11 protein-coding genes are annotated in these 11,976 nt (G+C 62.5%); 6 read left to right on the forward strand and 5 right to left on the reverse strand.

Going from position 1 to position 11,976, the window contains the following annotated elements:
- Positions 1-31 precede the first annotated feature (31 nt).
- Positions 32-658: an FMN-binding negative transcriptional regulator gene (locus tag EN845_RS12200; RefSeq protein WP_127870156.1), complete on the forward strand. Its 627-nt coding sequence runs from the start codon at positions 32-34 to the stop codon at positions 656-658.
- 82 nt (positions 659-740) lie between these two features.
- Here the strand turns inward: EN845_RS12200 and EN845_RS12205 are convergent, their stop codons facing one another.
- A complete protein-coding gene (locus EN845_RS12205; RefSeq protein WP_127870155.1) occupies positions 741-1,670 on the reverse strand; it encodes a sigma-70 family RNA polymerase sigma factor in 930 nt (309 codons plus the stop codon).
- Complete coding sequence (locus EN845_RS12210; RefSeq protein WP_127870154.1) at positions 1,667-2,425, reverse strand: SDR family NAD(P)-dependent oxidoreductase; 759 nt, start codon at positions 2,423-2,425, stop codon at positions 1,667-1,669. The genes EN845_RS12205 and EN845_RS12210 overlap by 4 nt, the downstream gene beginning before the upstream one ends.
- A gap of 455 nt (positions 2,426-2,880) precedes the next feature.
- Between EN845_RS12210 and EN845_RS12215 the strand changes: the two genes are divergently transcribed.
- Positions 2,881-5,502 carry a serine protease gene (locus EN845_RS12215; protein WP_167531335.1) on the forward strand — a complete coding sequence of 874 codons (2,622 nt, stop codon included), beginning with the start codon at positions 2,881-2,883 and terminating at the stop codon, positions 5,500-5,502.
- A gap of 307 nt (positions 5,503-5,809) precedes the next feature.
- Positions 5,810-6,868, forward strand: a complete 1,059-nt coding sequence (locus EN845_RS12220; RefSeq protein WP_245511724.1) for an aminopeptidase — start codon at positions 5,810-5,812, stop codon at positions 6,866-6,868.
- Between the two features lie 48 nt (positions 6,869-6,916).
- Here EN845_RS12220 and EN845_RS12225 read toward each other — a convergent pair whose 3' ends face one another.
- Positions 6,917-7,810 carry a LysR family transcriptional regulator gene (locus EN845_RS12225; protein ID WP_127277014.1) on the reverse strand — a complete coding sequence of 298 codons (894 nt, stop codon included), beginning with the start codon at positions 7,808-7,810 and terminating at the stop codon, positions 6,917-6,919.
- A 154-nt stretch (positions 7,811-7,964) separates the two neighbouring features.
- Here EN845_RS12225 and EN845_RS12230 point away from each other — a divergent pair, with 154 nt between their 5' ends.
- Positions 7,965-8,618, forward strand: a complete 654-nt coding sequence (locus EN845_RS12230; RefSeq protein WP_127870152.1) for a hydrolase — start codon at positions 7,965-7,967, stop codon at positions 8,616-8,618.
- A gap of 337 nt (positions 8,619-8,955) precedes the next feature.
- Here the strand turns inward: EN845_RS12230 and EN845_RS12235 are convergent, their stop codons facing one another.
- Positions 8,956-9,516 (reverse strand): GNAT family N-acetyltransferase, encoded by a 561-nt coding sequence (locus EN845_RS12235; RefSeq protein WP_127870151.1) that lies wholly within the window; start codon positions 9,514-9,516, stop codon positions 8,956-8,958.
- Positions 9,517-9,699: 183 nt separating this feature from the next.
- On the opposite strand from EN845_RS12235, the gene EN845_RS12240 reads away from it, so the two are divergent.
- The gene (locus EN845_RS12240; protein ID WP_127870150.1) at positions 9,700-10,005 is read left to right on the forward strand and encodes a hypothetical protein; all 306 of its coding nucleotides are present in this window, start codon (positions 9,700-9,702) and stop codon (positions 10,003-10,005) included.
- Between the two features lie 154 nt (positions 10,006-10,159).
- Here EN845_RS12240 and EN845_RS12245 read toward each other — a convergent pair whose 3' ends face one another.
- Positions 10,160-10,453, reverse strand: a complete 294-nt coding sequence (locus tag EN845_RS12245; protein ID WP_127870149.1) for a UTRA domain-containing protein — start codon at positions 10,451-10,453, stop codon at positions 10,160-10,162.
- A gap of 267 nt (positions 10,454-10,720) precedes the next feature.
- Between EN845_RS12245 and EN845_RS12250 the strand changes: the two genes are divergently transcribed.
- Positions 10,721-11,932, forward strand: a complete 1,212-nt coding sequence (locus EN845_RS12250; RefSeq protein ID WP_127870405.1) for an alpha-D-ribose 1-methylphosphonate 5-triphosphate diphosphatase — start codon at positions 10,721-10,723, stop codon at positions 11,930-11,932.
- Positions 11,933-11,976: the final 44 nt, after the last annotated feature.

Raw genomic sequence — 11,976 nt, forward strand, 5'->3', positions numbered from 1 at the left:
CATCTGTGGCTGCAACGCAAGGAGTTCGACCATGTATACGCCGCCCGCTTTCCGCGATGACGACAAGGACAGCCTGATGGCGACGATCCGCGCCGCGCGGCTGGCAAATCTCGTCACCGCCACGGCGGACGGACCGCTGGCCACCCCCTTGCCGCTCTTTCTCGACGAGACGGAGGGCGAGCACGGCGTCATCCATGGCCATCTGGCCAGGGCCAACCCGCAGTGGCGTATTCCCGCGATTGGCGACGGGCTTGCCGTCTTCATGGGACCGGACGCCTATGTGACGCCGTCCTGGTACGCGACCAAGCAGGAAACCGGCAAGGTCGTTCCGACCTGGAACTACGCGGCCGTTCATGCCTACGGGCCGGTCGAGTTCTTCGACGATGCGGACAGGCTGCTGGAGGTCGTCACCCGGCTGACCAACCTGCATGAGGGTGCGCGCGATGCGCCGCGCTGGGCGGTGTCGGACGCGCCGCCCGACTTCATCCAGTCGCAGCTTCGCGGCATTGTCGGCCTGCGCATGCCGGTCGTGAGGCTCGAAGGCAAGCGCAAGATGAGCCAGAACCGCAATGCCGCCGACCGCGCAGGCGTGGCCGCCGGGCTGGCCGCGAGCGAGCGGCCGTCCGACCGCGAGGTCTCCACCCTCATCCCGTCGTGAAGGCACGACGCCGCGCCTCGATGCGGCGGCCCGCGCCCGCCGCCGGCAGGCGTCGATCCGGCCCGCGACCGGCTGTCTCCTGTCAGCGCCCGCCGCCACCACGGGAAGCTCCGGCTTCCCTTGCCAGCACCAGTTCCGCGTCGTCGAGAACGTAGCGGACATAGCGGTAGTCGCGAATGAAGCTGATCCGGCCTTCGCGCCATTCCAGCCACATGAAGTGATTGGGCTTCGCGGCGGTCCGGTCTTCGAACACCGCGATCACCTCGCGGCCCTCGACCCATGCCGGCCTGAGCCACAAGCCGTCGCTCTTGGCGTAGATCGTGAAGAACATGCCGACGTCGGCGGCGCCCGCGCGCGGCGGGTGCATCGACTGGTGGAGCCTCGCATCGTCGGCAAGCAGCGCGCGCAAGCCCTCCCAGTCGCGCTGGTTGAACATGTTGACGTAGCGCACGATAGCGGCGGAGGCGATGCGCGCATCGGGACGCGGATCGGCCTGCGCGTTGATCTGCCGAAGCCGGGCACGGCCGCGCGCCAGATGCCCCTTCACCGCATCGACCGTGATGCCGAGCAAGGCGGCGATGTCGGCCAGCGGCTCGTCCAGCACATCCCTGAGGATGACGACGCTGCGTTGCGGCACGGGAAGCTCCGCGAAGCGCGACACGGCGGTTTGCACGGCTTGCCTGCGCATCACCATCTCCACCGGGTCGGCCGCGTCGGCAATTTCGAGCGCCGCCTCGATCGGCTCGGCCACGCGGATCGCGCGGCTGCGCAACAGGTCGAGCGCCCGGTTGTGGGCGATCCGGAACAGCCAGGGCCTCAGCTGCGGCACCTCGCACAACGCGTCGAGCGCCACGAAGGCGCGGGCAAACGTATCCTGCACGACGTCCTCGCCGTCGATGACCGATCCCATCAGGCGGGCGCAATAGCGGTGCAGTTCCGGCCGCAACGCGGCGGCAAGGGCAAGCAGCCCCTCCCGCCGGTCGCGCCCCACGGCTGATTTTTCGTCGCTCAAGGACCGGTGCCCTCCATGATCGTCACGCCCGCGTCGCCGCTGAGGCCGAAGACGACGCCCTCGGCATAGGCCGGGTCCTCCAGCAGCGAGACGACCCTGTCGCCGAACGCCCGGGGCGGCATCGGTGCGCCGAAGCGGGCGACGAATTGTTCCGGCGTGATGCCGATCGAGCCGGCATAGGCGCCGGCGGCCGCATCGCCGATCCCGGTGCCGAGGATTATCTGGCGGGGCAGGATCGCCTGGAAGCGTATGCCGAGGTCTTTCTCTTGCGCCACGCCATTGGCGTATTTGGCCATGAACCACAACATCCGCTTGGACCCACCATAACCGCCCGACATCTGAGATCCGGTGACGGCGGCGCCGCTCGACCCGACCAGCACCCGGCTACCCGGCTTGAGCGGCAGGTTCAGCGCCGCCTGCAGCCAGTAGAGCCCGGCCTTGACGTCGGTCTCCCAGGCGACGGAGAAATCCTCCCACTTCAACTGGTCCAGCCGCCCCATGCGCGGCGTCGCACCGGCGTTGAGCACCACTATGTCTGGGCGCACCTCGCCCAGAATGCGATAGGCCGCGTCCTCGTCCGTGACATCGGCCGCAATGGTGGCGACCCCAAGCCGCGCCGCAACCGCCTCCAGCGCCTCGGCGCCACGGGCGACAACAGTCACCTCGGCGCCCTGCTCGACCAGCGCTTCGACCAGGCCGAGGCCAAGCCCCCGGCTGCCGCCGGTGACCACGATTTTCTTGTCCTTGAGACTCATTGGACCCTGCTCCAGTGTTTCACTGTAGCTAAGACGCTTGAGGATCGGGAAAAGAGTCAGCGGTGCGCGAGATTTGGTGATGGCGTCTGGATATGACCCCGCCAATATGGGGCCGTCAGCGGACCCGCCGGTTCTGGTAAGGACGGTCGAGAATGCAGACATTCAACGCGGTTGGTCCAAAGCAGGAGATGAGCGCAAGGTGCGGCAGAATGGCGGCATTAGAACAAAAGAAGAACATCATCTATTAGGTTGCTTGTATGAACCAGTCTTTCGACAAGGGAACGAACTGGCTTCTCCAAATGAACTGCTTAATGCATGACTCAGGTCTCCCGAACTGAATCAGGCCTCTGCACGCGCAAAGCGATCGTTGAGCAGCAAGCGATTGCCAAAATGACCGCAACGGCAAAGGATACGTTGGGGCAGTTTTACGAATGCGTGTGGGTTCGGGTGAGATCATGTTCAGGCAAACAATCTTCGCCGTGGCGGCTGGCCTCTCCGTCCTGATGCTTCTTTGCACGCTTCCGAGCCACGCGGAGACGCTCCGTCTGAACGCATCCATGCATTGGGTGATCCTCGCGGCTACCCCAGACCCGGACATCGCAATTGGCGTCGCCAGGAGCTACGGCGGGCTCACACAAGGGGCGCAAGTTCTTCAGGCTAGGAATGGCTCCTACACGGTGGTTACCGGCCCGGTCAGTGCGCGAAACATCGCGGATGCCAAGGCACAGATTACGAAATGGGACTCGTTGCCCGTTGATGCCTATCTTTCATCCGGATCCGAGTTTGAGCGAAAGACCTGGAGTTTTTCGTCGCCTATTCTCGCGAGCGGTAACTACAAGGCTGGCGCGGCCACGAGCGTCCGGTACCAGGACATTCGGGTTGATCTCAGTGCCGCGCCGCATGGCGACATGTCGGTGCCGGTGGTCAGCGTCTGGGAGGGTGACAAGGCGGCCTTCAGCTTCATCGGGTCAGACGAATATGCGATGCCTTCGGCTGTTCTCAGTGCCAATATTGTCTGGCTCGATAAAACGTCGAGTAAGCCACAGATTGTGATCACGACATTCACTGGCGGCGCCCATTGCTGTGTCAAAACGGTTCTTATCGGAAAGACCCCCTCCAATACGTGGCAATTGGCCAAGGGAGAAGATCTCGACGGAGGCGGATACGGGCTTGAGGACGTCGACGGTGATGGCAATGCCGAACTGATCAATTCCGACAATCACTTCCTCTACGCTTTCAGCTCGTATGCGGACTCTTTTTCTCCGATCCGGATCAGCAAGTTTGTTGACGGCGGATTGATCGACGCCACGGATCGACCGGCGATGCAGCATCGCTTAGTTCAGCACGCGAACCAACTTGAGTATGCCGCCAGACGACAACCAGATCTCTGGCATTCAAATGGCTTCCTGGCTGGGTGGGTGGCTTCGAAGATTCTCGTGGAGCAGGGCGCCCAGGCGTGGTCCCGCATGACGACGAGTTATACCGCTATCTCGGATTTTGGCCCTGAGACGTGCGCGAACGGTGGCGCGGTAGAAGGATGTCCGCCTGATCTGGTGCGGAAAATCCCTTTCCCCACGGCTCTGCTAAAACTTCTCAAGGAGTTGCGCTACACCCCACTCCCCAACGTCACGGATGGGCCTGGCAGCGCAGCGTCGACGCCGGCGGACTACAATGCAGCGCGGACGGCATTTGAAAGCATGCCGCTTGAAACACGCTACCAGTTCCAGATGCTGCTAGGCGTGGCCGGATACTGGCCTGCCGTGAGCAATGACCATTTTGGCAGACGCCTCTTCGAGGCGATCCAGAGCTTTCAAACGGACAATCACCTCCCTGTCACGGGTTCGCCGACCCAGGAAACGCAAGGCTTTCTGGCACAGGCCGCTTCGCCGTTGCTGCAGCAATGGGGGCTGAAGGAGATTTCACACCCCGCGGCTGCCTCACGGCTTTGGGTTCCTGCCGGCATTGGACTGAGTCAGATTCCGACCAAATCGGGGTACAGCTTCGCTTCCAGCTCAGGGATCGCGATCTCCTTTGACTATTACCCCGGGAGCAACCTTACAGCGAGTTATGACTCGCTCTTGAGGTATGCCGGACAGTATCAAATTGTCTACAAGGTGAAAAAATCCCGGTTCTTCGCCTTGAACTTCCTCGATAACAATCGGAACACCTATGCCAGATACGAGGCTGCGTTAGGGGGCCTCATCGGCTTCACGATCAGTTGGCAAGCCGACTCACCGCTTCACGGCGAGCGCCTTTCAACCGTGATGTCCGATCTGTTTCGAGCGAATGTCGAGCTGTTGCAAGAGCGCGTTCCGCCAAGCGCCTTGGTGGGAGCCACCACCAGCGCCTCCGCCAACCCTCCGCCAGCGCCTTCGGTTGAACCGCCTCCCGCACCACAGCAAGCTGTCTCGCCAGCCCCGCCCGAAGGAAATGGCGCTGACCAAGCCGAAAGCCTCACTGGCGATACCGGATCCGGCTTCTTTGTGACGCCCTCGGGCCAGTTGGTGACGAACGAGCATGTGGTTCATGAATGCAAGACCATAGCAGTGCAATTTCACAATGCGACGTTGCCAGCAAACCTGATAGCTCGTGACCCTGCAAACGATCTGGCCGTTCTCGACACGCACAATCCAGGCATGACCGCTGTTTCGATACGTGAAAGCGCCCGGCTGGGTGAAGGGATCGCAGTGTTTGGGTTTCCGCTCAATGGCATCCTGTCCAGTGGCGGAAACTTCACCTTGGGAAATGTGACAGCGACGTCAGGCTTGGGCGATGACAGCAGGCATTTGCAGATTTCGGCGCCCGTCCAGCCCGGCAACAGTGGCGGGCCGCTTTTGGATCTGTCCGGCAATGTTGTCGGCATTGTTCAGGCCAAATTCAACGCGATCAGGATGGCTTCAGTAACCAATGACATCGCTGAAAATATCAATTTTGCGATAAAGTCTGAGATCATAACAAGCTTTCTGAAATCGAATGGCATTTCATATTCCGTCGGCGATCAATCGAATGTGCTGAAGCCTGAAGACCTCGCAGATCGCGCCAAAGCTTTTACGGCTCTCGTTGTTTGCTTGAAGTAGGTTAATAGTTAGGGAGGCGGCCAGGATAGTATTCCTAACGTCGGCATCAGTGACTACCTCCTCCATATCGATCCCGACGATATCTGCTTCAGGACTAGGTGAAGCCGATATCTGCGGTCGAGATTGCGCAACCGAGAGGCACAACATTGCAGACGGCGATGTCTGCTTCTAGGTGCAAGCAGAGGGTGGTTGCATGGCAGCCATATGGCCTGAGGCCGGCGGCGAACCGGCAGCTTCGAGGGCATGCCCAGTGGACGGTCCGCGAGACATATGCTCCATGGGCAAGTGACGAAGCGGCGGGGAAGAAGTGAAGCGCGTTTTTCGATTGTTTGCCGCGGCGATCATGGCGTCCGCAGTGGCCGGCTGCACCAGCATTTCCTACTATGCGCGATCCTTGGAAGGTCATGTGCGGATCATGGCCGCGCGCGAAGACGTTGGAAAACTGATCCAGGCTCCTTCGACCCCACAGGCCTTGCGCACCAGGTTGACGTCGGCGAGCGCGATCAGGCGGTTCGCCACGGACGAACTGGCACTGCCCGAAAACAGCAGCTATCGCAGCTATGTCGACATCCACCGGGATGCCGTGACCTGGGCCGTCTTTGCCGCCCCGCAATTTTCGCTCACGCCAACAACATGGTGCTTTCCGGTTTTCGGATGCGTTCCGTACCGGGGTTACTTCGACCGGAAATCCGCGACGGAGAGCGCTGCCGCACTTCATGAACGGGGGCTGGACGTCTATGTCTCCGGCGTCACCGCCTATTCCACGCTGGGCTGGTCCAGTGACCCGCTGCTCAGCACCATGCTGCGTCAGGACGACACCTATCTCGCGAGCCTCATCTTCCATGAACTGGCGCATCAGCGCCTCTATGTGAATGGCGATTCCGCATTCAACGAGGCTTTCGCGGTTGCCGTCGAAACCACCGGGACAAGAAAATGGCTCCGCGCGGCCGGCGACCGCGCCGGCTTGCGCCGCTACGAAGCCGATCGCAGGCGCAGTGCCGACTTTCTCGCACTGGTGTCAAAAACCCGCGACGAGTTGAGGCAGGTCTATCAAAGCTCCCGTAGCCCCGAGGAGATGGCGGCTGAAAAGGCAGCCACGCTCGACAGGCTGCGGATGCGCTACCGGCAAACGCGCGACAAACGCTGGGCCGGATACCGGGGATACGACGCCTGGTTCGATGCCCCGATCAACAACGCAAAGCTCGCCGCGACTGCCGTCTACGGCGAACAGGTTCCGGCGTTTCTCCGCCTGTTCGACCTGTGCGCCGGCGATTATCCCAGGTTTTACGCATCCGTTCGACGGATCGCGGATTTGCGCCAACCTGCCCGCGCCGAAGCGCTCAAGGCCGCCGCCACCTGTGATTGATTTTAATAAGCGAACGCAATTGTTGAAGGGTTCCGCCTCGTTCTTGCTTTAGCGGTCGAGACCCCAAACATCTGGATGTCGTGCGAAATACTCGATCAGCATTTCGATGAGGACCCGGACTTTCCGTGTGGGGTGCCTACCCGGCGGCCGGACGACATACACGCCTGCCGAAGGCGGGGGATAGCGCGTCATCACCGCAACGAGTGCGCCGGAGGCCACATATTCGTGCGTGATGCAGTCGGGGAGCCAGGCGATGCCGAGTCCAGCCGCCGCGGCAGCGGCAAGCGCCGTAGCGTTGTCGGCCTTGAACCTGCCCTGCGGCTGAGCCGTGACAATCTTGTCGCCATCCACGAACTGCCAGGCTTCCGTTCCTTGCATGAGGGCCTGATGGTCGACGAGTTGCTCTACCTTCTCAGGTGAACCGTGCGCCTTGATGTAATCCGGGCTTGCGACAAGCTTTCCATAGATCGGCCCGACGCGCTTCGCGATCAGGTTGGAGTCCTGAAGGTAGCCAACCCGGATCGCGCAATCGAAACCTTCGGCGATCAGATCGACGAAGCGGTCGCTGTAGGAGCTATGGATGTGGAGTTGCGGGTGGTGTTGCGCCATTTCCGCAAGCACCGGAGCGAAGTGGGTCGGGCCGAAAGAAAGCGGCATGGCAACCCTCAGGCGGCCGCGCAGTTCTCCGGTTGGGAGGATCGTTTCCCTGGCCGTGTCGATCTCGGCGCTGGCGCGTGCCGCATGATCCCTGAACGTGATCCCCGCCTCCGTAAGCGCCGCACCCCGGGTCGTTCGTGCAAGAAGCTGAACGCCAAGTTCCGCTTCAACCCGAAAGAGCCGCCGACTGACGATTGACTTGGAAACGCCGAGCCGACGCGCGGCGGCCGATACGCCCCCTGCATCGGCCACTACGACGAATGTCTGTAGATCTTCAATGTCCATTCCGGCGTTCCTCATTTCGCAACACAGTATGCCTGACCATGGCACTACCGCATCACCAAGAGGAACAGCAAATTGCGTCCAGGCAACGCCGCCCGCTGGCGCATGTCTCCCGTGAACCCAGTGCCGTCCATGGCGGCAGAGAAAGGAAGTCTTGATGACCCCTCGCAACGGCCTTGATTCGCTTCTTCGTCCTGAAGACTCGGTCCTCGTTCTGATCGATCACCAACCTTGTCAGCTCGCAAACCTGAACAGCCACGATCCGCACATGGTGGTCAACAACACGACCGCGCTGGCGAAGCTGGCAAAAGCCTTCAATGTTCCGGCCATTCTCACCAGCGTGATCGCGGCGCGCGGTGGACTTCTCTTTAAGCAGATCACCGACGTATTTCCGGACCAGGAAGTCGTCGATCGCACCTGGGTGAATACCTGGCAGGACGAGAATGTGGTGAACGTCGTCAAGGCGACCGGCCGCAAGCAGCTGATCATCGCCGGCCTGTGGACCGAGGTCTGCGTCGCAATGCCGGTGATCCAGGCCGCCGGTGAAGGCTGGGACGTGACCGTGATCACCGACGCGTCGGGCGGCATTTCGAAGGAGTCTCACGAAGTTGCCATCCAGCGGATGATCGCGGCCGGCGCGAACGTGATGACCGTGATGGCGCTCGCTGGCGAATGGCAACGCGATTGGGCGCGCACCGAGCATGTCGAGGATCTGACCGAGATACTCATCCAGCACTTCGGCGGCAGCGGCATCGCGTATCTTTGGGAGCAGCAGCTTCTCAATACGCCTGTGCCGAGCGCCAAGGGCTGAGCTGAATAGGGATGACGAGCATTCGGGGCGATGCGTCGCGAGGGAGTTGAATACGTATCGGGTCTCGTCATCCCACGCCGCCTCGCCAGCCTCACCGCACTGGCTTTCGGCGGCGGCGCCGGGCACTGATCGCCTTGACTGGTGATCTTGTCGCGGCGGATATGCGCTCGACGCCGGCACCTCGTCCAGCTGGTCCATGGGCCAGTGCTTGCGAGGCGCGGACGGATGCTGGCCGGCATCATTTTCGTGGCCTTTGAGGCGCCGGTGATCTGATCTGCCCTGAACCGCGGAAAGCCCACGCGATCCAGGGATCATCCCTCGGCGGATGCCTCAAAGCCTAGCAGCCTGGCATCGCATCGCCCGCCAACAGTGACGTTCCGACGTCTGCGTCGAGCACGAAGCGCTCGCAGTGCTCGCCGTCGGACTCATCGATGAAGCTCTCGACATGGTCGAAGCCGAGCTTCGCCAGGATCCGCAGCGACGCGACGTTGCGGGTCGCCGCCTCGGCCGTCACCCGTTCGAGCGCGAGGGTTTCGAAGGCGTAGCGAAGCACTTCGCGCGCGGCCTCGCTGCCCAGCCCCTGCCCCCAATGCGCGCGCCCGAGCACAAATCCCAATGCGGCCGCCTTGGCGTCGGTTGCGAAGGACAGGGTGATCGTCCCGATCGCATCCGACACACCTGCCTGGTCTATCGCCCATTTGATCGCCTTGCCGTCGGCGAACCGCTGACGCGAAAGCGCCAGCCACCGCGCGCCCGCGCTCATGTCGTCGGGAACGGGATCGCCGGCAAGGGAGGCGGATTCGACATCGGTGGCGCGCGCGAACCATGCCGGGATATCCCGTTCGCCCGGCGCCCGAAGCACGAGCCTTGGTGTCGTGAGCCTGGGAACTGCTTTCATGGAGGCATTTTCGGCCCGAGGCGGCGCCAATGCAATGGCGCTGGCAGGGCTCGGCTATAGCCAGGCAACGCCGGCCCAATCGCCTCTTCATCAATGCTTCACCATAGCGGCAACGGTGACGGAACCTTCCTGATCGCGACGGACTTCTGGAGGCATTCTGAGCTCGATTGAAGAGGTCCCCGCATGAGAGTCACCGCAGCAGGCATCGACCGCATCAAGATCGGCAATGCGGACGCGAGCGGCCAGGGCGCGCATTTCGTCGTCTGGCTTTATCTTCAGGTCGACGAAGGGGGTACGCAGACCGGTCAGGAACTGGTGGTGTCGGTGCCGTACGATGCGCGGATGACGTTCGACGATCTCGCGACTCAGGCCTTCGAGAAGGCACACGCCATGCTTCGAGCCTGCTGCGAGATAGATGAGGCGATGTGGTGGAAGCAGTTCAACCGCAGCCTGGCGCCGCTGCCCGAATGGACGCCCGGCGCCCAGTAGTTGGCGAACCCGAACCAGGAATGGATGCTGCCTGGCGTGCGGGCGGTAGGCCGGCACCAGATCCGTCTCAGGTCGAACACCGACATTGTTCGCGGCCGCACGCCACCCGAGCCAGACCCGCGCCGATTTCATCCTTGACGCGTAACCCAGCCCCTCACCCCTCCGCGATCACAGCCTGCGCCAGCACGCTGAGCAGCTGGCTCGTATTGTCGATCGAGAACTGCATGCGTTCGCTCGCCCAGACCGTTTCGGAATAGGAGATCGGCGTGCCTTTCATGTCGACATCGACTTTTTTCGTCAGCATCACCGGCTGCGTCTCGGGTTGCGCGAGCCGTCGCGCCTCCTCCTTGGTCGGCAGCCGCACGATGATGTCGGTGCGCAGCCTTATGTAGTCGGTGACGCCGTATTCGGCGAGGATGACGCTGACGCTGTGGCCCTTGCTTCTCAAGGCCGCGGTAACGTCCGTCTCGTACCGTCACATCTTGCGGATATCTCCGGTGGCAGCACGACGGGCCGGCCTGTTTGTCCTACACAACCCTGTCACCAAGCCAAGTTATCCGGTCATCAGAAATGAAACATTCAAATGCACGCCTTGAAACCGCCTGGCCGGAGGGCGATCCGGAAATGCGGAATGTTGTTTTCGGAGACGACCATGCTTGAACGGGCAGACAAGGCCGCACCCCACCGCGGGGACGAACCGATGGAGCGGCGGAACATGTGGCTGAGTGAATTCCAGATTGTCCTGCGCGACCGTGTCATTGCCAATGGCGCCGTCAGGGTCGAAGACGGCCGGATCGCCGAGATCCGCGACCAGCCTGTCGAGAACGCCGACTTCACCGGCGGCGGCCGCCTGCTGCTGCCTGGTTTCATCGACATGCATGGCGACATGGTTGAGCGCGAAGTGGAGCCGCGCAGCGGTGTCCACGTGCCGATGGAAATCGGCATCGCCGAACTCGACAAGCGGCTGGCCTCCTGCGGCGTGACCACCGCCTATGCCGCGCTTTCCTTCATCGGCAACAGCGCCACCGCGGCTTTGCTGCGCTCGGAAGAACACACATCTTCCATCATCGAGACCATCACCGGGCTGAAGGACGACCTTCTGGTCGACCACCGCATCCACGCCCGCTTCGAGGTGACGTTCACCGCGGCCGTCGGCGTGCTGGAAAAACTGATGGATGCCGGCAAGCTGCACCTGGTCTCACTGATGGATCACACGCCCGGACAGGGACAGTACCGCGACGTCGAACTGTATATCGCCCGCCTGGCCAAGGAGCGCGGCATGTCCATTGCCGACGTCTCCGAGGTCGTCGGCAAGCGCATGGCCGATCGCAACGGGCATGGCGGCGTGCTCGGCACGCTGCAGAGCCTGTCGGCGTTTGCCCGCGCCCGCGGCATCGTGCTCGCCTCGCACGATGACGACACATTGGAAAAGGTGGAATTCGTCCACGGCCTGGGAACCGTGCTCAGCGAATTTCCGGTGACCCTGGAGGCGGCGCGGGAAGCCCGCCGGCTGGGCATGTATACGGCCATGGGCGCGCCCAACGCGTTGCGCGGAGAATCCTATTCGGGCAATCTTTCCGCCCGCCAGGCCTATCAGGCCGGGCTGCTCGACATGCTGGCCAGCGACTATCACCCGGCCTCGATCCTGCCCGCCGTGCTCGGCCTGGCGCAGTTGCGCGAGGATGGCCTGGCAGCGGCCGCCGCGCTGACCAGCGCCAACCCGGCCAAGGCATTGGGCCTGGCCGACCGTGGCGCCATCGAGCCTGGACTCCTGGCCGATCTCGTCGTCGCCGATGTCAGCCCCGTGGCCCGCGTGCGGGCCACCTTCCGTGCCGGCCGCATGATTTATGGCGACGGCACGCTGGCGCCGGCGCGCAAGGCGGAACGCTTTCAGGAGGTGGCGACCCACCCGTATCTGCAGGCCTAGAGCAATCGCCAAGAAAGGTGCGGGCTGCTTATCGTTCCCTGAGA

It is taken from the genome of Mesorhizobium sp. M8A.F.Ca.ET.202.01.1.1 (genome assembly GCF_004791595.1).
Classification (GTDB): domain Bacteria; phylum Pseudomonadota; class Alphaproteobacteria; order Rhizobiales; family Rhizobiaceae; genus Mesorhizobium.

Bases quoted from the DNA above. Each gene is read 5' to 3' on its own strand.
- EN845_RS12200 (WP_127870156.1), top strand. From the start codon at position 32: ATGTATACGCCGCCCGCTTTCCGCGATGACGACAAGGACAGCCTGATG.
- EN845_RS12210 (WP_127870154.1), bottom strand. From the start codon at position 2,425: ATGAGTCTCAAGGACAAGAAAATCGTGGTCACCGGCGGCAGCCGGGGG.
- EN845_RS12215 (WP_167531335.1), top strand. From the start codon at position 2,881: ATGTTCAGGCAAACAATCTTCGCCGTGGCGGCTGGCCTCTCCGTCCTG.
- EN845_RS12225 (WP_127277014.1), bottom strand. From the start codon at position 7,810: ATGGACATTGAAGATCTACAGACATTCGTCGTAGTGGCCGATGCAGGG.
- EN845_RS12230 (WP_127870152.1), top strand. From the start codon at position 7,965: ATGACCCCTCGCAACGGCCTTGATTCGCTTCTTCGTCCTGAAGACTCG.
- EN845_RS12235 (WP_127870151.1), bottom strand. From the start codon at position 9,516: ATGAAAGCAGTTCCCAGGCTCACGACACCAAGGCTCGTGCTTCGGGCG.
- EN845_RS12240 (WP_127870150.1), top strand. From the start codon at position 9,700: ATGAGAGTCACCGCAGCAGGCATCGACCGCATCAAGATCGGCAATGCG.
- EN845_RS12250 (WP_127870405.1), top strand. From the start codon at position 10,721: ATGTGGCTGAGTGAATTCCAGATTGTCCTGCGCGACCGTGTCATTGCC.